General features: G+C 41.4%; 23 protein-coding genes. 10 read left to right on the top strand and 13 right to left on the bottom strand.

Going from position 1 to position 26029, the window contains the following annotated elements:
- Positions 1-369: 369 nt before the first annotated feature.
- The 4 genes from NCWK1_RS14650 to NCWK1_RS14635 all read right to left on the bottom strand — a co-directional run bounded on the left by NCWK1_RS14650 (position 370) and on the right by NCWK1_RS14635 (position 2527).
- The gene (locus tag NCWK1_RS14650; protein WP_103125216.1) at positions 370-948 is read right to left on the bottom strand and encodes a Uma2 family endonuclease; all 579 of its coding nucleotides are present in this window, start codon (positions 946-948) and stop codon (positions 370-372) included.
- A gap of 139 nt (positions 949-1087) precedes the next feature.
- A complete protein-coding gene (locus tag NCWK1_RS14645) occupies positions 1088-1741 on the bottom strand; it encodes a hypothetical protein (RefSeq protein ID WP_146033991.1) in 654 nt (217 codons plus the stop codon).
- A 223-nt stretch (positions 1742-1964) separates the two neighbouring features.
- Complete coding sequence (locus NCWK1_RS14640) at positions 1965-2264, bottom strand: type II toxin-antitoxin system RelE/ParE family toxin (RefSeq protein WP_103125214.1); 300 nt, start codon at positions 2262-2264, stop codon at positions 1965-1967.
- Entirely contained in the window at positions 2261-2527 is a 267-nt protein-coding gene (locus NCWK1_RS14635; protein WP_103125213.1) for a ribbon-helix-helix domain-containing protein, read from the bottom strand. Before NCWK1_RS14635 ends, NCWK1_RS14640 begins: the two co-directional genes overlap by 4 nt.
- A gap of 261 nt (positions 2528-2788) precedes the next feature.
- On the opposite strand from NCWK1_RS14635, the gene bioU reads away from it, so the two are divergent.
- Positions 2789-3793, top strand: a complete 1005-nt coding sequence (bioU, locus tag NCWK1_RS14630) for a (S)-8-amino-7-oxononanoate synthase BioU (protein ID WP_103125212.1) — start codon at positions 2789-2791, stop codon at positions 3791-3793.
- A 101-nt stretch (positions 3794-3894) separates the two neighbouring features.
- Here bioU and NCWK1_RS14625 read toward each other — a convergent pair whose 3' ends face one another.
- The 4 genes from NCWK1_RS14625 to NCWK1_RS14610 form a co-directional block, all read right to left on the bottom strand.
- Positions 3895-4452 carry a hypothetical protein gene (locus NCWK1_RS14625; RefSeq protein WP_103125211.1) on the bottom strand — a complete coding sequence of 186 codons (558 nt, stop codon included), beginning with the start codon at positions 4450-4452 and terminating at the stop codon, positions 3895-3897.
- 94 nt (positions 4453-4546) lie between these two features.
- Positions 4547-5770 carry a type II secretion system F family protein gene (locus NCWK1_RS14620; protein WP_096581492.1) on the bottom strand — a complete coding sequence of 408 codons (1224 nt, stop codon included), beginning with the start codon at positions 5768-5770 and terminating at the stop codon, positions 4547-4549.
- A gap of 104 nt (positions 5771-5874) precedes the next feature.
- On the bottom strand, positions 5875-6993 hold the full coding sequence (locus NCWK1_RS14615) for a type IV pilus twitching motility protein PilT (RefSeq protein WP_015112099.1): 1119 nt from the start codon (positions 6991-6993) through the stop codon (positions 5875-5877).
- Positions 6994-7031: 38 nt separating this feature from the next.
- Complete coding sequence (locus NCWK1_RS14610; protein WP_096581489.1) at positions 7032-9044, bottom strand: GspE/PulE family protein; 2013 nt, start codon at positions 9042-9044, stop codon at positions 7032-7034.
- A gap of 277 nt (positions 9045-9321) precedes the next feature.
- Between NCWK1_RS14610 and grpE the strand changes: the two genes are divergently transcribed.
- The 5 genes from grpE (at position 9322) to rsgA (ending at position 15407) form a co-directional block, all read left to right on the top strand.
- Positions 9322-10071 (top strand): nucleotide exchange factor GrpE, encoded by a 750-nt coding sequence (grpE, locus tag NCWK1_RS14605; protein ID WP_096581487.1) that lies wholly within the window; start codon positions 9322-9324, stop codon positions 10069-10071.
- A 356-nt stretch (positions 10072-10427) separates the two neighbouring features.
- Complete coding sequence (gene dnaK / locus NCWK1_RS14595; protein WP_096581483.1) at positions 10428-12389, top strand: molecular chaperone DnaK; 1962 nt, start codon at positions 10428-10430, stop codon at positions 12387-12389.
- A gap of 554 nt (positions 12390-12943) precedes the next feature.
- On the top strand, positions 12944-14074 hold the full coding sequence (gene dnaJ, locus NCWK1_RS14590; protein WP_103125210.1) for a molecular chaperone DnaJ: 1131 nt from the start codon (positions 12944-12946) through the stop codon (positions 14072-14074).
- Positions 14074-14331 (top strand): sulfurtransferase TusA family protein, encoded by a 258-nt coding sequence (locus tag NCWK1_RS14585; protein ID WP_096581479.1) that lies wholly within the window; start codon positions 14074-14076, stop codon positions 14329-14331. Before dnaJ ends, NCWK1_RS14585 begins: the two co-directional genes overlap by 1 nt.
- Positions 14328-15407 carry a small ribosomal subunit biogenesis GTPase RsgA gene (gene rsgA / locus NCWK1_RS14580; protein ID WP_103125209.1) on the top strand — a complete coding sequence of 360 codons (1080 nt, stop codon included), beginning with the start codon at positions 14328-14330 and terminating at the stop codon, positions 15405-15407. Before NCWK1_RS14585 ends, rsgA begins: the two co-directional genes overlap by 4 nt.
- 183 nt (positions 15408-15590) lie before the next feature.
- Here the strand turns inward: rsgA and NCWK1_RS14575 are convergent, their stop codons facing one another.
- The 5 genes from NCWK1_RS14575 to NCWK1_RS14555 all read right to left on the bottom strand — a co-directional run bounded on the left by NCWK1_RS14575 (position 15591) and on the right by NCWK1_RS14555 (position 20911).
- The gene (locus NCWK1_RS14575) at positions 15591-16379 is read right to left on the bottom strand and encodes an ABC transporter permease (protein ID WP_096581475.1); all 789 of its coding nucleotides are present in this window, start codon (positions 16377-16379) and stop codon (positions 15591-15593) included.
- An 87-nt stretch (positions 16380-16466) separates the two neighbouring features.
- Positions 16467-17447 carry an ABC transporter ATP-binding protein gene (locus tag NCWK1_RS14570; protein WP_096581473.1) on the bottom strand — a complete coding sequence of 327 codons (981 nt, stop codon included), beginning with the start codon at positions 17445-17447 and terminating at the stop codon, positions 16467-16469.
- Between the two features lie 352 nt (positions 17448-17799).
- Positions 17800-19446 (bottom strand): ABC1 kinase family protein, encoded by a 1647-nt coding sequence (locus NCWK1_RS14565; RefSeq protein ID WP_103125208.1) that lies wholly within the window; start codon positions 19444-19446, stop codon positions 17800-17802.
- Between the two features lie 31 nt (positions 19447-19477).
- Complete coding sequence (yidD, locus tag NCWK1_RS14560; protein WP_103125207.1) at positions 19478-19762, bottom strand: membrane protein insertion efficiency factor YidD; 285 nt, start codon at positions 19760-19762, stop codon at positions 19478-19480.
- Between the two features lie 84 nt (positions 19763-19846).
- Positions 19847-20911, bottom strand: a complete 1065-nt coding sequence (locus NCWK1_RS14555; protein ID WP_096581467.1) for a mannose-1-phosphate guanylyltransferase — start codon at positions 20909-20911, stop codon at positions 19847-19849.
- 117 nt (positions 20912-21028) lie between these two features.
- Here NCWK1_RS14555 and NCWK1_RS14550 point away from each other — a divergent pair, with 117 nt between their 5' ends.
- From NCWK1_RS14550 to NCWK1_RS14535, 4 genes are all read left to right on the top strand, one after another.
- Positions 21029-22540 (top strand): LCP family protein, encoded by a 1512-nt coding sequence (locus NCWK1_RS14550; protein ID WP_103125206.1) that lies wholly within the window; start codon positions 21029-21031, stop codon positions 22538-22540.
- A 275-nt stretch (positions 22541-22815) separates the two neighbouring features.
- The gene (locus NCWK1_RS14545; protein WP_103125205.1) at positions 22816-23322 is read left to right on the top strand and encodes a pentapeptide repeat-containing protein; all 507 of its coding nucleotides are present in this window, start codon (positions 22816-22818) and stop codon (positions 23320-23322) included.
- 114 nt (positions 23323-23436) lie between these two features.
- On the top strand, positions 23437-25041 hold the full coding sequence (gene murJ, locus NCWK1_RS14540) for a murein biosynthesis integral membrane protein MurJ (RefSeq protein ID WP_103125204.1): 1605 nt from the start codon (positions 23437-23439) through the stop codon (positions 25039-25041).
- A 155-nt stretch (positions 25042-25196) separates the two neighbouring features.
- Positions 25197-25709, top strand: coding sequence for an outer membrane beta-barrel protein (locus NCWK1_RS14535; RefSeq protein WP_103125203.1), 513 nt, complete (start codon positions 25197-25199; stop codon positions 25707-25709).
- Positions 25710-26029: the final 320 nt, after the last annotated feature.

Below are 26029 nucleotides of genomic sequence, written 5' to 3'. Positions count from 1 at the left end.
CTTAAAGGTAATTATTGCTTTTTGTAAAGGGATTTCAGAAATATTTACTTAATAAAGCTATAAGTTAAATTTATGACTACTGATAGAGACTGTTTTGGCTCTAAAAATTTGAGGGTGAGCGTTGGCAAAATCTGTCGCTCACCCCACAAGGGTTATTCAAGAATTTTGTAACATTGTGAGAAATTAGTGATCGCCTGACTAAAATAAATTTCTCGTGCATTACAGTGTGGAAGATTTTGAGCAGATGTGGAAACCTTGTACTGTTAGCGATCGCATAACCTTTAACGCTGCGGCCTAATCAACATCACCAGCAGCATAGCTAAATTATATGGAGAGTATCTGCATATTATACTGACAATTCAGGTAGAGTCAGTCGGTTGCTTCGGCTTCAAACTCAACTTGTCGGTACAAATCAGCGATCGCTATTTCTACATTCACCGATTCTAATAGCAATCTGTCGCCCAAATTATAATCAGACAATACCCATTTTCCCTGTTCATTGCGGCGAAAGACTTCTACACCAGGTTGTGCTACTTGTACTAAGACATATTCTTGCAAGGTTGGACATTGACGATATGCAGCAAACTTTTTTCCTCGATCAGCTGCTTCCGTTGATGGTGATAACACTTCAATAATTAAGCAAGGAAAGTGTATGAATTGTGGATCATCATCGCGTTCATCGCAAGTCACCACCACATCAGGATAAAAATACTTCTGTCCCGGTTCTACCTGCACCTTTACATCTACAATGTAGACTTCACAAGAGCGATCAGCTAGAGCATCATCTAAAAGCTTAAAGAAATTTCCAGAAACTCGGTTGTGGTTGCGCGCACCGCCACTCATAGCTACAACTTCACCATCCCAATACTCGTAGCGTTGCTCTTGGGTAGGTTCCCAAATTAGATATTCCTCTGCACTTATTAAAATGCGATCGGGTAAAGCAACCATCGTTAAATCGGGCAATGATTTACTTTTCTAGGATAGCGAAAAGGATCTTTCTTTTTTGAAATTGGGTAAAATCAGCAGGCTATTCATTTTTCAGATGGTACGTTGTTTCTCAGACCAATCTAGAAAAAATTTAAACAAACTAACTACTGAAAGATTTTAACAATCGAAACTGCTCCATTCCAAAATATGAATAGTCAGAGTTAGCTTCAAATAAATGATAACGATCAGAACTGAAGTTAAATTCAAAGCCGATATCTTTTGAAGAAATAAATGATTTTAATATATTAGGCAGTGCTAGGCGATGAAACATAGGAAGATGAATACGTAAAATCTCACTCTCAACGGTGTACCATTGCCACAGCCATAAAATAGATGGGCTTGCGAATTTTGTCTCGATTCCTGCTTTCTTAAGATTTGTTTTTAGCTTAATAATTGAAGATTGATCATTACTATAAAACTTAAATCTCATTGATTGGCCATACAAGCTACTAATTTCCTTGTATGCGTCTCTTACAACCCCAATAGGAATATCAGGGCTAACTGTTGAACCATTTGGATAAATTACACTCGCTTGGAACCCTGGATATGTTTGACTAAATCGAGTTTCTAGCCATTTTGATATAGGCATCTGGCGATTTGCCGCACGACTAAAAGGATACTCATCAGAACGAAGATTTGTAGGTTTTCCATAATGTAATGATTTGCCAGAAACTAAAACCTCAAATCTTTCAACGTACCTTATTCTTTCAGTAATTTCTTGGTGTACTCGCATTATGTTTAAAGATTCATTCACTCCAATGCAGTGTTAGGCTGTATCTGATAAACGTTACAATATTACTAGAGCATAATTTAAACTAAAGCTCAAACAGTATTAACCCTGGGAAAATTGCTGCCTGCTTCAAATCATCTAGCAAGAATCTCTGGTAAAAAAACTGATCTGCTTGGGGAATAAACCAGGATAATAAAGCATAATTAACCTTTATAGCTTTGAGCGATGGAGCTATGGAAAGGTTATTTTATTCAGACCCATCAAAAACAGATGGAAGGTTACGACGGCCACTCACTACCCGCAAAATTTCAATTCCATCATCCAATAGTCTATAAAAAATGATGTATCCTTCAAGTGTTAATCCTCGTAAGTCAGAGCGGATTTCTGCATAACTTCTACCACTGTTGGGAAATGTAACAAGTTGTTGGCACTTGCGGTTAAATTCTTGAAAAAAGTTTTCACCTGCTTCCAGGCTGTTTTGCGCGAAGTATTCAGCAATTTCGTTAAGGTCACGACTAGCAAGAATATTGATAACGTAGCGATTCATTTTCCTGCCTGACGCTGTTGCTTAAATCGGTCTAAAATTTGATTGACAAAGGTTTCACCGTCAATAGGTGGTGTTTGCTCTGAAATTGCGATCGCAGCATCAATTTTTCCGCGCACATCCTCTACCCATTCAACTTCAGCGCGATCATATTCATCCAACAATCTCAGAGCGATTTCTAGCACTTCCTCTACAGAGTTATATTTCCCAGTTTGGAGCTTTTTTTGAATCAAGCGTTCTTGGTGCGGAGTCAGACTAATGCTCATGGAAAGTAGAGATTGATGCTTTACTTAAATTCTATTGTAAGTCCAAAAGCTGTGTTCGTCTTTCTCTGGATTTTTCAGGTGATCTGCGTGAATATTTGCTCAAGCCTAAATCACTCAGCAACAAATTATGGTGAAAAAACTAAACTGGTTGGAGAAGAAACCAGGATAATGAAGCATAATTAACCTTTATAGCTTTGAGCGATCGCCATCAGCCAAGATGGTTGAGACTCAAAGCTTTTGATTCAACTTAAGTAATTGACTATGAGTACAGCAAATATTACGCCAGCGCTACGTGTAGGAGTATTAGGTTTCGGTGGACTCGGACAAGCAGCAGCCAAGGTACTTGCTGGTAAACGAGAAATGACTTTAGTAGCCGTAGCAGATCAAAAAGGCTACGCCTACGCTGCTGAAGGTTTAAATTTTCAAGAAAACATTGCCACTTATCAGTCTCAAGGTTCTGTAGGTTATTTAGAACCAGTTGGTACATTAACTAGCAACAGTATTCAAGAGTTAATCGATAGCGCCCAACCTGTAGATGGGTACTTTTTAGCTTTACCCAACTTACCCAATGATTTTATTCCTTCCGTAGCCCGACAGTTTATTAAATCTGGTTGGCGTGGTGTGTTGGTAGATGCAATCAAACGCACCAGTGCAGTAGAACAGCTAATTGCGATGAAAGAAGAACTGCAAGCCGCAGGTATCACCTACATGACAGGCTGTGGTGCAACACCAGGACTGTTAACCGCTGCTGCTGCTTTAGCCGCCCAAAGCTATGCCGAAATCCACAAAGTCGAAATTACCTTTGGTGTAGGTATTGCCAACTGGGAAGCTTACCGTGCCACAGTTCGGGAAGATATTGGTCATATGCCTGGTTATACCGTAGAAGTTGCGCGGGCAATGACTGATGCAGAGGTAGAAGCATTATTAGACAAAACAAACGGCGTGCTGACCTTAGAGAACATGGAACACGCCGATGATGTGATGTTAGAGTTAGCAGGAATCGTATCACGCGATCGCGTTACAGTAGGCGGTGTAGTTGATACCCGCAATCCTAAAAAGCCCCTCAGCACCAATGTTAAAGTTACAGGGCGCACCTTTGAAGGCAAAATTTCCACCCATACCTTTACATTAGGCGATGAAACCAGTATGGCAGCGAATGTCTGCGGACCTGCTTTTGGTTATCTCAAAGCTGGCATACAACTACATCAACGAGGCATTTACGGCATCTTTACCGCTGCTGAAATCATGCCTCAATTTGTAAAATAACAGGCTAGAGGTTACAGATTAGGGCTTAGAGATTATATGAATGAAAATGATTCATCATATTTTGGATCTGTTTTTACCCATCTAAACCCTTTCTCTAGCCTCTATTCCCTAGCCTCTAGTCCCTCTTCCTCTCTTCGCTCTTCTTCCAATAGCAAATATGATGTTTGCATAACAAAAGGTAGGTCTGCACCTAAAAGACCTCTTTGAATACGTTCTGATGTTTCACTAAACACCAAAAACAACGGATATATAGTATTTGCACCTTCACTTAATACATGAATATGACGAGGAGGCATTAACCATTCATAGTCTTGATCTAAAAAAACTTGAGTTTGTCGCCAACGTCCCAATAAATCAGAAAAGTCTTCATGGGGACGGTGAATAAATATTAAAATTTCGGCTCCAGTTTTTACTTTCCATTCTGGATCACACATTAAAATTGCCACATCGCAGGGTAGACAAGTTACTTGTGGAGTTGCTGACATATTATTACGCAAGCGAACAATTGGCAGAGGAATAGTAATTACGCTTTCATCTGGGCGGCGTAAACTCGGAATCATTTCTAGATATGGTCGGTGTTGTTTGAGTAGTGCGATCGCCGCTTGATGATTGCTATACTCTGCCAAGCTGGCTTCGTAATGAGATTTCTGCACAGGCATAATTTTATCAAATATGAAGTATATAGACACCTTTTAGGTGCCTTGCCGCAGGCTAGTGTGAAGGATGAAGGATCAAACCTCATCCTTTCGCCTTTTATCCCAGCTTTTCAAACACTTTGAATAGTGGCAGATACATCGACATCAAAATAGTACCAACCATACTTCCCAAAACCAAAATCATAATTGGTTCTAAAACACTAGTTAGGGCTTTTACCGCTTGTTCAACTTCATCTTCATAGAAATCAGCAACCTTCATTAACATCCCATCTAATTCTCCAGTTTCTTCCCCAATACTAATCATTTGTATTGACATTGCTGGAAAGACATTCGCTTTTTGTAAAGCAACGCTAATCATCCCGCCTTGTTGAATTTCTACACGAGCAGCATCAATAGCATTAGCAATTACTTGATTTCCTGATGTATCTCGCACAATTTCTAAAGAAGTCAAAATTGGCACACCTGAACGAGTTAAAGAACCAAAAGTTCGGCTAAATCTAGCTACCGCAGATTTTTGAATCAAATCGCCAAATAAAGGCATTTTGAGAGATAAGCGATCAATTGTTTCTCTGCCGACGCGTGTTTTGTAGTATTGTGCATAAGCAAATTTTCCGGCAACAAATGTGCCAACGATGAAAAAAGATTTCCAACTTCTTAAGATTTCACTACATGTCATCAAAAATTGCGTTAAAGGAGGTAATTCTGTACCTATTTCTATGAAGATTTTGGCAAAAATAGGCAAAAGAAAAACTGTCATCCCGACAAAGATACTCACCGCAATAAAACCTACCACTGTTGGATAAGCTAGTGCTGATTTAATTTGGTTTTGTAATCTAGCTACATCCTCTAGTAATTTAGCTAAACGATTGAGTACTTCATCTAAAACACCCCCAACTTCTCCAGCTTGAATCATACTGACATACAAACCATCAAAACAGTCAGGATGCTTCCGCATTGAATCAGAAAGGTTGACACCGCTTTGCACATCATTACTAATATCAATGAGTGCTTGTTTCATTTTAGGATTAGTACACTGATCGGCTAGTACTCCCAAACCTCTGACAATTGCTACTCCAGCATTTACCAAAGTAGCAAGTTGTCGAGAAAAAACAGCTTTTTCTTTAATCGGCACCTTAACAAAAGAATTCTGAAATTTTTTAAAGTCAAAACTGAGTGGCAAGCCTTGAGATTGTTTGAGTTCTTGAACTACAAAACCTTTATCTCTGAGATTAGTTCGAGCTTGTGCTAAAGATTCAGCAACAATTTTTTCAGTTCGAGATTTGCCTTGAGAATCACGAATGCGGGCAACAAAGGTTGGCATAGATATATAAATTCAAAATTTTAAATTTGGTTAATAAATCAGTAATTAATAGTGAGGTCAAATATTAACTATTAATTACTGACTTTCTGATGCTCGACGAAATTCTAGTGGGCTTTAGCAGCACCTGGTTTTGCTCCGGCTGGGGGTGCTGTAGCACCAATAAGACGTTGAATTTCATCTGGCTTAGAAGTTTTAGACATTGCCGCTTCAAAAGAAATAGTGCCAGCTTTGTAATAATCTGCTAAAACTTTCTCCAGGGTTTGCATTCCTAATTTGCCACCAGTCTGAATAGCTGAGTAAATTTGTGAAGTTTTGCCTTCTCTAATCAAGTTAGAAATAGCAGGAGTAACAATCAGAATTTCTTGAGCCATGACTCGACCATATTCCCCAGGTTTAGGGTTTTTCTTGGATACTAAAGTTTGGCTAAATACGGCTACGAGAGAGTTAGATAACTGTACCCGTACTTGAGTTTGTCTTTCATGGGGAAAAACGTCGATAATCCGGTCAACTGTTTGGGCGGCTGAACTGGTGTGTAGTGTTCCAAAGACCAAGTGTCCAGTTTCTGCGGCTGAAATCGCCAAAGAAATTGTTTCTAAATCCCGCATTTCTCCCACCAAGACAATATCTGGGTCTTCCCGCAAAGCTGCTTTCAAGGCGTTAGCAAAGCTTTTTGTATCTTCACCCAGTTGTCGTTGATGGACTAAGCTTTTAATTGGTTCGTAAACAAATTCAATTGGGTCTTCTACAGTCAAAATATGCTCTGCTTTAGTGCGGTTAATTAAGTCGATAATTGCGGCTAGTGTAGTTGTTTTGCCAGAACCTGTAGGGCCTGTCACCAAAATTAGCCCTCTGGGCTTATCTGCCATTTCCCTCACTACATCTGGCAGACCCAATTTTTCAAAGTTAGGAATTTTGGAACTTAACGCTCGTAAACAAGCAGCGTAAGAGCCTCTTTCTTTGTAAACATTCACCCGAAAACGAGCCAAACCCTTCACACCATAAGAGCAATCTAACTCCCAGGTTTGTTCTAAAGTTTTACGCTGGGTATTGTTGAGCATACTAAAGATCAATCTTTGGCATTGATCATTAGTCAAGATTTCCTCTCCGATAGGTGTCAGTTTGCCACTGATGCGAAAGTAAGGAGGCAAACCTGCGGATAAGTGCATATCCGAACCACCCATTTCAATCATTTGTTCCATCAAGTCTTCAATCATCATTTCCATAGTTCTGCGTTCCTTTTGTTATTTGGTTGGACTATTAACTAATCTTGAAATCTGGGTGTCATACAGTAGGGACAATCCAGCCATTCTGGTTGAAGTTCGGCAATGCAAGTCCGACAGGTCAATCCACTCTTACGTTTGGCTCTTAACTCGGCCTCTAAGCCTGTATCGGTAAATGTCACCCGATCAACTTCTTCTAAGGTGGTAGCTCCTTGACGCACTAAATCTAAGCTGTAGGCCAACAAGGTTTTCATACCCTCTTCTACCGCAACTTCTTTAATGCGTTCTGTGGGTGCTTCTTGGTTAATCAGGGTTTGCAGATTTTCAGTGACGCGCATAACCTCATAAACACCGCAGCGTCCTTTGTACCCAACACCATTACAAGTTGGGCAAACATGATTTTTGGCTTTGGCTTCTGTTAAAGCTTCTGTAGTTAAAGTATTAGCTTTGTAGAATGTGAGTTCGACCTCACCAGCAGCAGATAGACCATAGCGAGCTAGTTCTTCTGTAGTGGGAGTGTAAGGAATGCGGCATTCAGAACAGACACGTCGCACTAAACGTTGTGCCAACACACCAATTAAAGAACTAGAAACCATGAATGGCTCAATGCCCATTTCGCCTAAACGAGCGATCGCACCAGGCGCATCGTTAGTGTGTAAGGTAGTTAATACTAAGTGACCTGTTAAGGCTGCCTCAATCGCTGTTTTGGCGGTTTCTTTATCCCGTGTTTCCCCCACTAACAACACATCTGGATCTTGCCGCAAGAAGGCTCGCAGTGCTGTGGCAAAATCCAGTCCTTTTTCTCGAATTACCTGTACTTGGGTAATCCCTGGCAAACTATATTCAATCGGGTCTTCAACAGTACTGATATTAATTCCTGGTGAGTTCTTTTCTGATAATGCCGAATATAGCGAAGTTGTTTTACCAGAACCTGTTGGCCCAGTCACCAAAATTAGACCAAAGGGACGACTAACCATCTCTTGGACAATACCCAAAGTTTCCGGATCAGTGATTAACTTATTCAATCCCAACTGAGTAGACGAGTTATCCAAAATCCGCAGTACTACTTTTTCGCCGTAGCGACTGGGCAAGGTATTCACACGAAAGTCAACTTTTCTACCTTCAAACATCCGACGAATACGCCCGTCTTGGGGCATACGCCGTTCGGCAATATCTAAACTGGCGATAATTTTAAATCGGGCTGTGACAGCCGGGATAATTTTTTTCGGTAAGGGATCAAAAGCTTCACTCAATACACCATCCTTACGAAAACGAATGCGTAAGTTTTCTTCTTGAGGTTCAACGTGAATATCCGAAACCTTCTCGTGTAAAGCCTTAGCCAAGATTCTGTTCACTAGGTTAATGACTGGAGCATCTTCTGCTCCTTTCATCGCTGATCCCAAATCAGCTTCCATTTCATCCGGTGCATCTTGGATATCCAGATTGCCAAGATTTTCTAAATCCTGATTAATATCTGTAAACTTTTCTTGTTCCAGATGCTTTTGCTTCACAGCCATCTCATCTAAAAATTGGTTGATGAGTTGCTGATAGTCTTCCTGAGTGATCACCATCCTCTGTAATGCCAGGCCTTGAGGGCGCAAAATGCGATTTAGGTCATCGGAAGCTTCTAAGTTATCCGGATCGACCATCGCCACTAAAACGCTTGGTGGGTTTTGGTCTTCACTTTTCGATAGTGGTACTAAACGATGGCGACGACAAATATCCACCGGAATCAGGGTCTCAATCAGGCTGCCGACATTTGTATTGCCAATGTTGTTGACTTCCGGATCTAGGGATTCAACGCCGTATAGTATTTTAAGTTCAAATAACTGTTGTTTTTTATACTGCCTGAGAAATTCAGGCGATAGTTGTCGCCCAGTGATCGACTCCAGCACTTCCGTCAGGGGCCTGCCAGATTTGCGACTTTCAATCAGTGCCTGTCTCATCTGTTCGCTATTAACATAGCCAGATTGCACTAGCTTACTGCCGAATGGCGAAAACTCTGTTCGGGTCGTGAGAGCGGTACTGCGCCGTTGCGGGGACGATTGAGTCATAGGTGAGCAATTAGTAGGGGAAAACCTCTGCTTAAAGTATTCCCAAGCAACGGCACAGAAATTTCATTTAAACTTAATAAAATTTCTAGGGAAGTCTGAAGTCTGAAAATTTATACTTTATCCTTGGTCGTTCGGGTTCCCGTCCTGAGAGAGTATGCGCTAATATATTCACCATTTGTCACAATAGGATGACGGTGATATCACTTCCAGAAGAATGTTGGCAAGAAAATCTACCTTTGCGGTGATTTATTGTCCTCAATAGTATCTGGAAGAGACAATGATGGACGAAAATAAACAGGTAAACAATACAAGCCAGCAATTGGGTGAACCAATAGAGGTAAAGCAAGAAATGATGAGCGACTCCCCAGCCCAAATAGACTCCAACGAATTTGGCAGCGAGGTTACTGAGCAAGTGGCAGCCACAAGCAATGTATCAGGAGATACGGCTGCGCTCAATCAAGAAGATGGCTTCGCTGCAACCGAGAAAACACCAACAGAAACGGCCGCTTTGACAGAGTTGACTCAACAAATTGAGTCTCTCAAGGTGCAGGTAGAAGAACGTAGTACTCAGTACATGCGGATTGCGGCAGATTTTGAGAATTACCGCAAACGTACTAGCAAAGAAAAAGAAGAGCTAGATGCACAGGTGAAGCGGAACACAATTCTGGAATTACTGCCAGTGGTGGATAATTTTGAACGGGCGCGAGCGCACCTAAAACCACAAACCGATGGCGAGATGACAATTCACAAAAGTTATCAAGGAGTTTATAAACAATTAGTCGATTCCTTAAAACGCTTAGGAGTATCACCGATGCGGCCTGAAGGTGAACAGTTTGATCCTAACCTCCATGAGGCAGTAATGCGCGAACCTACGGATGAACATCCGGAAGGAACAGTGTTAGAAGAGTTAGTACGCGGATATTATATAGGCGATCGCGTGCTACGTCATGCAATGGTCAAGGTGGCTGCTCCAAAAGAGGATACACCTACTGCACAAGAAGATCAGTCGAGTCCAGCTAACAGTTAAACTGCATTTGTCTGCCTCGCTGACTGTTCCTTCGTCCGAAGTAAAAAAGCCAAAGTAAAAAGAATTATGAATAAAGTTTTTGTTTTTACCTTGTGACTTTTTACTTTTACGAAGTGAGGGCTTAGGTCACAGCACAGGCGAGCAGTGTATATCTCAACAAGGAAAGGGCTGTTGACGGTTTGCCGCAGTTTAGCAGCCCGCCCTCTAGCTGTAATTTGCATAGAGGGACTGGTTTTGTGGCAAACAGCCGATACTTAGTTAGTGCGTTTCACCGACTTAGCCTTTAGCTTTAGCCCGTACAAAAATATCCCGCGCAACAACACACGGTAAAAGCATTCAGTACAAATACTGTAAGTATGGGAAAAGTTATAGGGATCGACTTAGGCACGACTAATAGTTGCGTTGCAGTTTTAGAAGGTGGTCAACCAATAGTGATCGCTAATTCTGAAGGCGGACGAACCACTCCTAGTATTGTGGGATTCGGCAAGGGTGGCGATCGCTTGGTCGGTCAGCTGGCAAAACGTCAAGCAGTAACTAATGCCGAAAATACAGTTTACAGTATCAAACGATTCATCGGTCGTCGTTGGGAAGATACGGAAGAAGAACGCGATCGCGTTCCCTACAATTGTGTTAAAGGTCGAGATGAAACTGTTGATGTGCAGATTCGTGGCAAGAACTACACACCACAAGAAATCTCGGCGATGATTCTGCAAAAATTGAAGCAGGATGCAGAAAATTTTTTGGGTGAAACTGTTACACAAGCAGTAATTACCGTACCAGCATATTTTACCGATGCTCAAAGGCAAGCAACTAAAGATGCTGGCACAATCGCCGGCTTAGAAGTATTACGCATCATTAATGAACCGACTGCGGCGGCTTTAGCCTTTGGCTTAGATAAGCAAGACCAAGAACAACTAATTCTCGTGTTTGACTTGGGTGGTGGTACTTTTGATGTCTCCATTCTGCAACTAGGAGATGGAGTTTTTGAAGTCAAAGCTACTAGTGGGAACAATCAACTAGGTGGTGATGACTTTGATAACTGTATTGTCCGCTGGATGATTGAACGCTTCCAAGAACAAGAAAAAATTAACCTCGCCCAAGACAAGATGGCTTTACAGCGTCTACGAGAAGCCGCAGAAAAAGCCAAAATTGAACTTTCTAGTATGGCAAGTACCTCGATTAACTTGCCTTTTATTACGGCTGATGAATCTGGGCCAAAGCATCTAGAGATGGAACTTAGCCGTTCTAAATTTGAGGAACTAGCTGCAAATTTGATTGAAGCTACCATTGAACCAATGATTCAATCCCTTAAAGATGCTGACCTCAAACCCCAAAATATAGATCGGATTATTTTAGTTGGTGGTTCTACGCGCATTCCTGCTGTTCAAAATGCTTTAATTAAGTTTTTTAATGGCAAAACCCCTGATCGTTCGATCAACCCTGATGAAGCTGTAGCGTTGGGCGCTGCAATTCAAGCGGGAGTTCTTGGTGGCGAAGTTGATAATCTTCTGTTATTAGATGTCACTCCCTTATCTTTAGGTATTGAAACCCTAGGTGAAGTATTTACTAAAATTATTGAACGCAACACCACAATTCCTACTAGTAAATCTCAAGTTTTTTCCACTGCTATTGATGGGCAAACTTCGGTAGAAATTCATGTTCTCCAAGGAGAACGGGCAATGGCGCGGGATAATAAAAGTCTGGGTAAGTTTTTGTTGGCTGGGATTCCCCCCGCTCCCCGTGGTGTTCCGCAAATCGAAGTGTCTTTTGAAATAGATGTTAATGGTATTCTCAAGGTTGCTGCTCAAGATAAAGGCACAGGTAGAGAGCAAAGCATTCGGATTACTAATACTGGTGGTTTGAGTTCCAACGAAGTCGAACGGATGCGCCAAGAAGCAGAAGTATTTGCGGAAGAAGACAAAAAACGCAAGGAATTTGTGGAACTCAAAAACCAAGCAGATAATCTCTTAAACAGTTACGAATCAACCTTGAAGGATAATGGCAACTTTATTGGCGACCAGATGAAAACTTTAGCTAATGAAAAACTTGTCCAACTTCAAGCGGTGATGACTAATCCTGGTATTTCCCTGCAAGAATTTCAAAATTGTTTAGATGACTTCCAGCAAACCTTATTTGCGATCGGTGCTGATGTTTACAACCGCGCTAACGGTCAAAATTCTGATGAAGGTGAAGAAGGTTCAGAGTCAGTATTAACATCTCAATTAGAAAACCCTGCGAGTGGAACTGTAATACCACAGTTTAATTTTGATTTTGATGAGGAAATGACTGCACAAGCTGATTATGAGGCGATAGACTAAATAAGAAAGTATGAAGTCTAAAGTATGAAGTATGAAATTAAAACCTTCAATACTTTGTCCTTTATCGGCAAATACAGATGTGGTGTATTACTAATGGGGGGTTTTCCACACCTAATGGTGCGGATAGCCCCTCTAGTTCGTGGGCAGGGTTTTTCCCTGACACGTAGCACAATTGTAAAAGAGACAGCGAGAGATTCTCTCATCTGCTAACTTTGCTGTTAACTTTCGTTAGTCTTTGTAGTCTCCCAGGCAACAGCAAATTTTGCTGAATGTTTACTGGTGATTTTTATAAAAGGTAAAAGGTACAATCAATTATTAATAAAAATTAATCTATGCCTTCTGCCTTACAAAAGTGCTGAGTTTTGAGTGCTGAGTGCTGAGTTAAAATTCACTAGGAATTCTTCTAAGCCTCCTGCCTCCTGCCCTTCGGGTTCGGCAGTCCCCCAGACGCTCGTTCCTCGCTACCGCTAACGCTAACGACGGGAACCGCCAAGACGGGGGCTACCTCACCTCCTGCCTCCTGCCTTCTTCCTTCTATCTTTTACCTTTGCTATATGGCCCGCGACTATTACGAAATTCTGGGTGTCTCTCGTGACGCCGAAAAAAAAGAAATCAAACAAGCTTACCGCCGTTTAGCCCGCAAGTATCACCCAGATGTGAACAAAGAAGCGGGTGCGGAAGAACGGTTTAAAGAAATTAACCGCGCTTATGAGATACTCTCAGAACCAGAAACCCGTGCGCGTTATGATCGCTTTGGCCCAGAAGGTGTTTCCGGTGCTGGTGTGGGCTTCCAAGATATGGGCGATATGGGTGGTTTTGCCGATATCTTTGAAAGCATTTTCAGCGGCTTTGCAGGCGGTGGTATGGGTGGACAGACAGCGCAAAGACGGCGCAGTGGCCCAGTGCGGGGTGATGATTTACGGCTAGACCTGAAGTTGGACTTTCGCGAAGCGGTATTTGGTGGTGAAAAAGAAATTCGCATTTCTCACTTAGAAACTTGTGAGGCTTGTAGTGGTTCCGGTGCAAAACCAGGAACTCGCCCCCGTACTTGTTCAACTTGTAGCGGTTCCGGTCAAGTGCGACGGGTAACTAGAACACCTTTTGGTAGTTTTACACAAGTTTCAACTTGTCCAACTTGTAACGGTACAGGTTCGGTAATTGAAGATAAGTGTGATTCTTGCGATGGTAAGGGTACAAATCAAATCACCAAGAAACTCAAAATTACCATTCCGGCTGGGGTCGATAACGGTACACGTTTACGCATAGGACAAGAAGGTGATGCAGGTCAACGTGGTGGCCCCCCTGGAGATTTATACGTTTACCTGTTTGTTAACGAAGATGAAGAATTCCAAAGGGATGGAATTAACGTTCTTTCAGAAATCAAAGTTAGCTACTTACAGGCGATTTTAGGCTGTCGTTTAGAAGTCAATACAGTCGATGGGCTAGTAGAATTAATCATTCCCGCAGGAACTCAGCCGAATACAGTCATGAAGCTAGAAAATCGTGGCGTACCCCGCTTAGGTAATCCGGTAAGTCGCGGAGATCATCTCCTAACAGTGTTAATTGATATCCCCACAAAGATCATCCCAGAGGAGAGAGAATTGCTAGAGAAGCTGGCTAAAATTAAAGGCGATCGCACTGGTAAAGGTGGTTTAGAAGGATTCTTGGGAAATTTGTTTAAGTAATGAGTCTATCTTCTGTATCTACTCCTGATGCTCAACTCGACTTGCGCGGTACTCCTTGTCCAATTAACTTCGTGCGAACAAAACTCCGCTTAGAAAAAATGTCGCCCGGAGATTTACTCGAAGTATGGCTCGACCCAGGAGAACCAATTGAGCAAGTACCTGATAGCTTGACTATGGCAGGCTATCAGGTAGAGCAAATTATAGACTGTTCTGATTATTTTTCTTTGTTAGTCCGCCGTCCAAGCATTAGCCCATGATCGGGGAGACTGTGACAACTACTGGACAGTTATTTGGTACCGTCTTGGCTGTACAGGCAAATTTTTATCGTGTACAGCTAGATCCAGAGGATAGAGAGAAAAAGTCTGCTCATTTCCCTATTCTTTTATGTACACGCAGAACGCGATTGAAAAAAATTGGACAGCAAGTAATGGTGGGCGATTGCGTTGTGGTGGAAGAACCAGATTGGGCTGGTGGACGCGGTGCGATCGCTGAAGTTTTACCCCGAACCGGACAATTAGATCGACCAGCGATCGCTAATGTTAACCAGATTATGCTGGTATTTGCGGTTGCTGATCCACCGTTAGAACCTTACCAATTGAGTCGATTTTTAGTTAAGGCTGAGTCTACTGGCTGGGATGTGATACTTTGTTTGAATAAAAGCGATTTAATCTCAGCCCAGGAACAGCAAGAAATTAGCGATCGCCTCCTAGCTTGGGGTTATCAACCGTTATTTATCAGTGTGCAGAACAATCTTAATATTGAAGAAGTAGTAACTCATCTCAGCCATAAAACTACTGTGATTGCTGGGCCTTCTGGTGTGGGTAAATCTAGTTTAATTAACGCCCTCATTCCCGATATTAACCTGCGAGTCGGAGAAATTTCCGGTAAACTTGCCCGTGGTCGCCATACTACTCGTCATGTAGAATTATTTGAATTACCTGATGGTGGTTTGTTAGCAGATACTCCTGGCTTTAATCAACCAGATTTAGATTATCAACCAGAAGAATTAGTCCACTATTTTCCCGAAGCAAGAAAGTTACTAAAAGTTGCTCATTGTCGATTTAGTGATTGTTTACATCGAGACGAACCTGATTGTGCTGTGCAAGGAAATTGGGAACGCTATGAACATTATGTAGAGTTTTTGGATGAAGCGATCGCCAGACAAACCCAATTAAACCAACAAGCCGATCCAGAATCCACCTTGAAGTTAAAAACCAAAGGTAAAGGACAGAGTAAATACGAACCCAAACTAGAAAGTAAAAAATATCGTCGAGTTGCGCGCAAAACTCAACTGCAAGCTTTACAAGACTTATATCAAGATAGCGAAGAATAATTCTTTGCGCCTAACCGCTGTGCATGAGTCAAACAATATTTATATCTAGATAATTTTTCGCTCTTGTGAATTACGATTAAATATAATTAACCACCGATGAACGCTGATGAATCTATATTTTATCCAAGTGAAAAGCAGTATAATATCGAATCCAAAATCTAAAATCTAAAATCCAAAATTGACTCACGCACCCATTCCAGAATAACGCTTTAATCCCGCGCGCCATAACAAACGGTTCGTTCCTAAAAACACCATTATCCAACCAATCATACATAAAAAACCCCGCACTATATCCACAGGTAGTCCCACCAAAATACTTGCAGGGAAATTAATTAAATAAGGAAAAGGTGTAAATAAAACAATATTCCGAATATATTCGGGAAACACATTTAAAGGTGCAACCATTCCCGATAAAAATAAAAAGAACAAGAACCAGAAATTTTCTAACGCACTAGCCCGTTCTGTCCAAAAGGCTAACACGGCAAAGGTATACTGAATTACAAATCGCAAAATAAATGCTAACACTACTGCTAACGTAAATAGAAACACTTGACCTAAATTCGGCAACCACAAAGCCTGGGGATAAAGTGTGAAAAATAAAGCTGTTAACAATATAGTAAAGGGTATGCGAGTAACTCTTTCAGCCAGATGAGATGCAACATGATGCCATACAGGATCTATTGGTTGCAATAATTTAGGTGAGAGTTTACCTTCTACAACTTCTTTTTCAAATTCCCAAATTACCCAAGCGACCGTTATTTGCCTAACTACAAAAACTGTGAGGAAGTAACGGGAAAAATCCACAGAAGACAAACCAAATTTGCCTCCTTGCGCTGCTTGCATCCAAACCCCCATCAGGATTATAGGTAAAGACCCAGACAAAACCCATAAAATTAGTTCTGCGCGAAACTCCATCATGTGGGCGTTGTATACAGTAAGAAAAGTTAAAGTTTTTCTAATAAATTTTTTCATTTGTCATTTGTGTCTTTGTCGTTAACCAAGTTGTCTTATTTCTTTTTCTCAGCAAGGGCTTTCGCCCTGCTACCCTAACAGCACTGACTAAACAACTCCCGCCTGAAAAACTTTACCGATTACTTCTTCTATAGGTGGTTCTGTTACTTTTAAATCGATGACTTCTAACTCTGACAGAATTTGAGATACAGTACGGGTGAGAGCTTCTTGCTCCACCATAAAACATACGGCTCGCCCATCTAAAAATTGCACATCCCCATAAAACTTGAGTTTTTCTCTAGATAAAGGTTGGGCTAACTCTACATGAACTTCTCGATATGGTGCGAAGCGTTCTAATAATCCATCTAAACTACCGTCATACATCAGCTTTCCTTGGTGAATTAACAAAACTCTTTGGCATAAAGCAGTAATATCAGCCATGTAGTGACTAGTTAATAATACTGTGGCCTGATAACGCTGATTGTAGTCACGCAGGAAATCACGCACTGCTACTTGAGCATTTACATCTAAGCCTAGAGTTGGTTCATCGAGAAATAATACTTGGGGACGGTGTAAAAGTGCAGCTAACAATTCTGCTTTCATCCGTTCACCTAAAGATAACTTGCGTACTGGTTGAGTCAGCTTACCTTGGAGGCTCAACATCTCTGTTAATTCTCTTAATCGGTAGGAAAATTCCTGATCTGAGATGTTGTATACAGCAGCGTTAATTTTTAAAGAATCTATGGTTGGTAAGTCCCAGATTAACTGCTGCTTTTGTCCCATCACCAAGGTAATTTTTTGCAAAAATGCTTCTTGGCGCAGAAATGGAACGTGTCCAGCTACTCTGACTGTTCCACTAGTAGGATGAATTAGACCAGTGAGCATTTTGAGTGTGGTAGTTTTTCCAGCACCATTTGGCCCTAAAAACCCTACTACTTCGCCAGGAGCAATCTCAAAGGAAACATTGTCTACAGCTTGAATTGAACGGTAGGTGCGGCGGAAAAAGTGGGTAATTGTCCCAGCGATACCTGGTTCTTTAATCGCCACCGGATAAGATTTACTGAGATTGTCTACAAAAATATGCGGCATAAAATTTATCTTAAAACCTTTAAGGGTATTGTTAGGTGTAAGCCGTAACGCACCAAAAGCTTTGCGGTAGATGTGTTAGGCTATCGCTAACATATCCTACGTGTATTTTCAACATCAAATTATGCGTTCTACAGAAGTTAAAGTATGACTGAGCCTGATATTCACGCTCGCAAAATGTCTTGAATCGATAGGGTTTTGGCTATATATCTAAATAAATTATCAGCGTAGCCTGCGGCAAGCCGCTTACGCGTCTACGTCTGTGTCCATCGGCTGTTTTAAATTATTAAATTATGGATTTTTAGTGATCAGTATTATCCCTGAGAGTAGTAAAGTCAAGGTAAAATAACCCGGTCTAACGTAAACGACCCGATCGCAAAATACTGATAATCAACCACAATCCTAATAAACTAGCGGCAGCAAATAATACACTACTTAAAACCGATAGTTGCGGTGTCTGTGCTTTTGTGGAAATAATTGCTGCCCCCATAATCAGTGAACCTACTAAAATACTGAAAGAGAGGCGATTGGCTGCATCATCCATTGTGCGTCGCACACCATCCAAGCCATGTAGTGAGAGATTCCAACGTAATGTTTCTGATGTTACACGGTCGAGTAAAAGTTCAACTTGTCGGGGTGATTGTAATGATAAACTTTTGAGGTCGAGGGCGGTGCGAAGGAGCGATCGCACCGGATTTTCCCCGACTAATTGGCGGCGAAACAAATCCGTCATTAACGGCTTGACTTCATCAAACAGATTGATCTCCGGATTAAAAGCGCGGGCTACACCTTCTAAGTTAGCTAGGGTTTTGGCATATAAGCCCATATTGCTCGGCAATCTAATTTTATTGTTGCGGGCGACTTGTAAAATTTCATAAATCACTTGACTAAAATTCATTTCTGTCAAGCTGACATTGTGATATTTCCGCAACATGCGATCGTAATCATTTTCCAGTCGCGCCACAATTACTGGTTGTGCTGAATCGGCTAATTGTAAAGTCAACTGAGCGCATCTTCCCGCATCTAAATCGACGATCGCCAATAACATTTCTGTTAAAATCTGCTGTGTGCGGGGATCAAGTCTGCCCACCATCCCACAATCTAAAATTGCTACCCGACCATCGTGCAGATAAAATAAATTTCCGGGATGGGGATCAGCATGAAAAAAACCATCCAGATATAACTGCTGGAAAAATGCTCGAAATAGTAAGGTAGTAATATCTTTACGTTGGGTAGCAATATCTTTACTATTATTGTCACTGGTCAACTTTGCTGACAGTAAAGGCACACCATCTAACCACTCCATCACTAACAATTTCTCTGATGTGAGATGCCAGTGAATTTCCGCTACTACAATTTGTTTTGGGTCAAACCAGCTGCCTTTCGCTAAATTCTTTCGTAATTGGTCTGTAAAGCCTGCTTCTCGCGTAAAATCTAACTCAGCCTCTAAAGCTTTAGTAAATTCTTCCGCAATAGATTTAATTTCGTAAGTTTGCCCAAAGTCAGTTCGGGCGACTAAATCAGCGATCCCCTGAATTAAAGCAATATCTTGAGCAATGGTGACATCAATTCCGGGACGCTGCACTTTTAAAGCGACTTCCCGACCATCGGCTAGTGTAGCGCGATGAGTTTGAGCAATTGATCCCGCCGCGACTGGTACAGGATTTACCTTTTGAAAAACTTCTTCTAGGGGACTTTTTAGCTGTTTGCGGATGAGTACTTCTATTTCTGACCAAGCAACTGGTGGTACTTCGTCTTGCAGTGTTGACAGTTCCTCAATATAGGCGGCGCTGAGTAAATCTGGACGAGTAGATAACAACTGACCAAGCTTGATATAAACAGGCCCCAAATTTACCAAAATATTTTTTAGCACCGCTGGGGTAGGTAGCTGGGGTTCATCAGTTTTGCCACCAGTCAGTAGCCTTCGCATATAATCCCAGCCATTACGAAACACTACTTCAATAATTTCTCGTTGACGAGGAACAGTTTGAGTTAGGAACATTGTGGTAAACAACTGCAAAAACGCAGAGAAGTTAAAGGGGTAGACAACAGGGAATTACAATACAGCCAGAGCTAGTTTTAGTTAGGGTTTTACTGGCAAAAGCACAGTCTTGAAATCTTTTTTGGGATGATTTTACAACTTCTCTCAAGCTTTGCTCACTTAATATTCTTTTAATGTAAGTAGAACAAGATTCTCCACCATGTAATTGCCGATGAGGACAAGCAAAGCCTTTCACCGGAGAAATGTATTTTTGATAAGCAGTAATAGAGTTAATCGCCATTGTCTTGGCCAGAGGCTCAAAGCTAAGAGTATTCATAACTGTCAGTAAAAACAACAGACAGTCAAGTTATAATAAAAAAACTAGCTTTTAAGCCTCTGTCAAGGGTTTTAACTTTGAAAATTACAGTAGGTTTGTAAAGCGAGGGTCATCTTGCAGGATTTTGAGAACCTGCTTAATTTCTTGGGTGCGTTCTTTATTAACGATGAGGGTAACATTGCGATCGCGCACAATCACCACATCCTCTAAACCAATAGTAACAATTACATCCTCTGGATTAGTAGCATAAACAATCGCTCCTTGCGTATCTAAACCTATATGGGTAGCTAATTCTACATTGGGAGTCTCTTCTTTTTTTAACAAACGTTCAATCGCATTCCAATCTCCTAAATCATCCCAACCAAAATCAACCGGGAGGACGTATGCTAAATTGGTTTTTTCCATGAGTGCATAGTCTATACTCTTTTTAGGTAAATCAGGGTAAATTTCAGGGCCGTATTGTTCTAGGGGTTTAATGATTTCTGGAGCATGGGTGTATAGTTCTTCCAGAACAACTCCAGCCCGAAAGACGAACATTCCACTATTCCAGCTAAAACGTCCCGTAGATAAAAAAGTTTCTGCTAATTCACGGTTGGGCTTTTCAGTAAAGCGGTTGACATGATAAGCTGGCAACTCATTAAAGCTACCAATCTGTTCACCTTGTTCAATGTAGCCGTAACCAGTTGATGGAAAAGTGGGCTTAATTCCTAAAGTAACAATCGCTTTGGTGCTTGTTGCTAATTGAGTAGCAGCCTTTAATGTGTCTGTAAACGCCTTTTGGTCAGCTATCCAATGGTCAGCCGGAAAAAAGCCGATGATAGCGTCTTCTCCATAACGCTTTTTAATTTCTAAACTTGTCCAAGCAACAGCGGCGGCAGTATCCCTTCCTTCTACCTCAATTAGTAAGTTTGGCGATGGCAGTTCGGGTAACTGCTGGCGGACACCTTCAGCTATCTGGCTGGAAGTAATCACCCATAACGAATCCCACCCGTCTGTCAATGGGAGCAATCGATCAGCGGTTGCTTGCAGTAAACTTCTAGAACTGCCATCTAGGCTTAAAAATTGTTTAGGACGGTCTTTACGACTCAGAGGCCAAAAACGCTCACCTTTGCCACCAGCGAGGATGACGGGGAACAAGGAACTATTCATGTTGTCATACACACCTACGCAAGAACACTACAAGTGTACAGTGAGCTTTTACTCTGGCAATATTTGTAGCTTGCATTAACATAACTTTTATGGAAGTGGTTGAGTGGGGAGAAAATTGTGATTAGAGAAGTTCAATTATCTGAGAATCAAGTTAAGTCTCAGCAAATACCGAATTTAGACTTAGAGAGTAAACCTGGTCAAATCCAACGGGTAGAAACTCAGGGAGCGCTGCAAACAGTAGCAGATTCAGACTCAGACACTACATCTCAAGCAGCTTCAGCCAGTACCACTCGCAGTGTGGTCGAGTCAGTCAGTGCCATTCCCAACGAACTGTACGATAGATTGGGTTTAAGTATGCCCCGCTGGCTACTGTGGATATTGACAGTGGTGATGGGTGTGATTCTCTCAGGGCTGTTAGTCTCAACTTTGGCGCTCTGGACTCCTTTATGGAGTAATTTGGATAAAAGCGATGAAGAACTGGGTTTTGCTGGTAAAGAAGAGCAAAAAGTGCCTTTACCTGGGGAATTATGGAGCAAAATTTCCCAATATCAGCTATCACGCCCCATGAATATTTTGATTATGGGGATTGAGCCAGTCAACGGGGCTGTAGATGGCTCACCTGAAAGTTTTGCAGGGAAAAGCGACACCATGCTTTTAGTCCGGCTCAACCCCAGTGATAAATCCATTCGGGTGCTTTCCGTTCCCAGAGATACGATGATAGCGATCCCAGAAAAAGGTTTAACCAAGCTATCAGATGCTAATCCCCAAGGCGGGCCTGTATTAGCTGCGCGAGTAGTCAGCCGGACTTTAAACAATGCACCGATTGACCGTTACATTCGGATTTCTACCAGTGGCTTAAGGCAATTAGTTGATCAATTGGGTGGGATCGAAGTATTTGTACCTAAAGCAATGGAATATCATGATAGTACCAGTCAATTGAACATTAATCTAGTGAGTGGCTGGCAAACTCTCAACGGCGAACAAGCAGAACAGTTTGCTCGTTTCCGGGAAGATGGGCTAGGGGATTTACCGAGGGTACAGCGACAACAAGCACTCATGGCGGCATTAATTCAACGCCTAAATAGTCCTACTGTCGTACCGAAATTGCCTCAATTAACCCGCATTATGCGGAAGTATTTTGATACCAACTTAAAAATAGAAGAAATGATGGCTTTGGTGAATTTCTCCGTAAATGTAGATCGGGATAATTTCCAAATGACCACTGTACCTGGTACTTTCAGCCGTTTCAGTAAAGACCCTAATAGCTATTGGCTGAATATGACTGGACAACAGAATCTACTGAATAATTATGTTGGGGTAGATGTACCTGGCCTCAAACCAGATACACGTCCGGTTTCTAACCTCAAAATTGCTATTCAAAATGCCTCTAATCAACCACAAGTAACCGAAAAAGTTATTGCTTATCTGAAAGAGAAAGGGTTTAAAAATATTTACACAGTATCAGATTGGCCAGATAGCCAACGCCAAACTCAGATTATTGTCCAAAGAGGTAGCCGACAGCCAGGAATTGACTTACAAAAAGTCTTAGGTTTAGGTCAAATTGAAGTCTCAACATCTGGAGATTTGGAATCTGATATCACAATTCGGATTGGTAAAGATTGGAAATAATTAGTAGTCATTAGTCAATTGTTTTTAGTTATTAATTACTTGTTAGCCTGCTTCTGAGACTCACTCTTGACTATGAACTATTGACTCTTGACTATAAAGCTATGAAAAAGATTTAGCTGAGATTATTAAGTTTGACACAATCAAAGTTAACCTCTTCCTCATAACTCACTAGTGAAGTTAGTAAAGTTATGCAAAAGATTTGGCAGAAATTATTAAGTTTGAAATAATCAAACTTGATCTATTACTCATAACTCACTAATGAGGTACTTAAAGTTATGCAAAAGATTTGGCAGAAATTATTAAGTTTAATTATGATTCTGCTTTTAGCTGGTTTGTGGGTAATACTTAGCCCACGACCAGCTTTTGCACAAATTAATACAATTAACTACAGCAATGCCAACTTAGAAAACCGCGACTTTGCCAATGCTGATTTAACAGGTGTAACTTTTGTGGCAGCGGAAATGCGGGGTACAAACTTCCAAGGAGCAAATTTAACAAACGCCATTTTTACTAAGGGTGTTTTATTAAAGGCTAATTTAGAAGGCGCTAACTTAACAGGTGCTTTAGTAGACCGTGTGACTTTAGATGGTGCTAATTTAAAAAATGCTAATTTTACCGAAGCTACTTTAACTCGTAGCCGTTTTTACGATGCTGATATTACAGGTGCGGATTTTACAGATGCTTTAATTGACCGCTATCAAGTTTCACTGCTGTGTGAAAGGGCTGATGGGGTAAATCCAGTTACAGGTGTGGTAACTAGAGAGAGTTTGGGTTGTAAATAAAAGAATGAAGAGTAAAGTTTGAAGTATGAAATATATTAATTAAATATTTATTTTTGGGATTTCAGCTTTTAGCCTAGAAATTTCATCCGTCTTCAGACTTGTCAGGTATTATTCGTGACTAATCAAGAACAAAAATCTTCTCGTTCTTTTGCTGGGATTGCTGGCATTGTTGCCGCAGCCACATTAATTAGTAAAGTATTTGGTTTAATACGGCAGCAAGCGATCGCTGCCGCTTTTGGTGTTGGTGCAGCTGCTACCGCTTATAGCTATGCCTATATTATTCCTGGATTTTTATTAATATTACTCGGTGGGGTGAATGGGCCGTTACATAGTGCTGTTGTGAGTGTGTTAGCCAAACGCAAGCAACAAGACGCAGCCCCTTTGGTGGAAACAGTCACAACGTTAGTGGGTGGCATACTTTTATTGGTAACTGTTGCCCAGGTTTTCTTAGCAGATACGATTGTTGATATTGTCGGTCATGGTTTGTCAGAGACGACACGCGCGATCGCCATTCAACAACTGCAAATCATGGCCCCGATGGCGTTATTTTCTGGTTTGATTGGCATTGGCTTTGGTACTCTCAATGCTGCCAATCAATATTGGTTACTCTCTATTAGCCCTTTATTATCCAGCATCACCGTAGTTGCAGGTATTGGTATTTTAACTTTGCAACTAGGTAAGAACATTATTCTGCCAGAATACGCCTTTATAGGTGGAATGGTTTTAGCTTGGGGAACTTTAGCGGGGGCGATTCTTCAGTGGGTAGTGCAGTTAATTGTGCAGTGGCGGTTAGGACTGGGGACACTACGGCTACGCTTTGATTTTAAAACTCCTGCTGTTCAAGAAGTGATTAAAATCATGACTCCGGCAACAATTTCTTCAGGGATGATGCCAATTAATGTTGCTACTGACCTTTATTTTGCCAGTCCGATCCCTGGTGCTGCGGCTGGTTTTAACTATGCTAATTTGCTAGTTCAAACACCTTTAGGGATTATCTCTAATATTATTTTGTTACCTTTATTGCCAATTTTCGCCAAACTAGCGGAACCAGACAATTGGCCTGATTTAAAATTACGCATTCGCCAAGGTTTATTACTCACAGCCTGCACGATGCTACCACTGGGGGCTTTAATGGTGGTGTTATCTGTACCAATTGTGCAGATAGTATATGAGCGCGGCGCTTTTAAGCAAGATGCTACACAGTTAGTTTCTTCGTTATTGGTGGCTTATGGTATTGGGATGTTTGTTTACTTAGGGCGTGATGTGTTAGTGCGGGTATTTTACGCCTTGGGAGATGGACAAACCCCTTTTCGCATCAGCGTTTTTAACATTGTGCTGAATATTGTACTTGATTATTTTTTTGTAAAACCCTTTGGCGCACCAGGTTTAGTATTAGCAACTGTTGGTGTTAATTGCAGTTCGATGTTAATGCTGTTATGGTTACTAGACCGCAAGCTTAACGGTTTACCTTGGCGAGAATGGAGTTTGCCAATTTTCGGTTTGGCTGGGGGTAGTGTTGTGGCTGGAATAGCCAGCTATGGGACTTTGTTTGGTTGTCAGCAATTATTAGGTACAAAAGGTTTAGTTATTCAGTTAATAGAGTTATCAATTGCTGGTTTAGTGGGTTTAGTTGTGTTTGCTGCGATCGCTTCACTCCTGAAAATCCCAGAAGTAAATACTTTTGTGATCCGTATGCGTCAGCGTTTCTTAAAAAAATAACTTTGAGGATCTAAGTTGTTTCTCTAGTTCACCCAATTGGGTGAAGGACTTTTCACCCACTCGGCTACCTGAGTGCAGGAGGGTGAAACTGGTTAAAAAAGCGACTCTAGTAGTAGAGAGCATTGATTGCACTCAACTCTAGTGGAGAGAAACTTATGAAACTCAGAACTTTAACTACTTCTGCTCTTGTAGTTGCTTCTATTGTCTTCTCAGCTGGAATTGCTGCTGCTCAAACCACTGGTACTAACGGTAGCTATATCGGCGCAGGGATTGCAGCAGGTGCTACTAGTGGCGGACAAAGAAACGATGATGCTCAATTTGGTGGTAACGTACAAGGACGTTACGCCGTACCTAATGCGCCTGTATCACTGCGGGGAGCCGTTTTGTTTGGTGGTGATACAACGTCTCTAATGCCTATAGTGACTTACGATGCGCCCATTGCCAAAAACACTAACGTTTACTTGGGTGGTGGTTATTCGTTTTTGACTAATGAAGGTCACAACACTCCTTTAGGTAATCGCAATGCACCTGTAGTGACTTTGGGCGTAGAATCTGAAGTTAGCAAAAACATCATCGCCTATGGTGATGCTAAATGGGGCATTGATGCTTACAAAAACAGTGATGCTGATGCCGTTAGCTTCCAAGCAGGATTAGGCTATCGTTTTTAGATGTGGCTTTCTTTGGTTACTTTCAGTAGAACATAATCTCTAGATCCTGTTATCAGGCAGTTTCTCAACCAATCTAATTAAATGATAAAAGCAGGAATAGCGCGATCGCGTTATTCCTGCTTTTGTTTAAGTTTATGGTGTATTTTGCTTGCCATTAATTAAAGGGATAGATGACATTCGCTTGTGGCGAAGCACCCATCCCTAGATAGTTGCCCAGATGACTAACCTGGAACCCTATAATTTGGTATCTTATCAACCTAGTATCAACTGCAAAATATTGATTGTCACTGGGATAGATACTGATATAGCAGATTTTTATG

This window comes from Nostoc cycadae WK-1 (genome assembly GCF_002897135.1).
Taxonomy (GTDB): domain Bacteria; phylum Cyanobacteriota; class Cyanobacteriia; order Cyanobacteriales; family Nostocaceae; genus Nostoc_B.
This window is presented reverse-complemented; position numbering and strand designations above follow the sequence as displayed.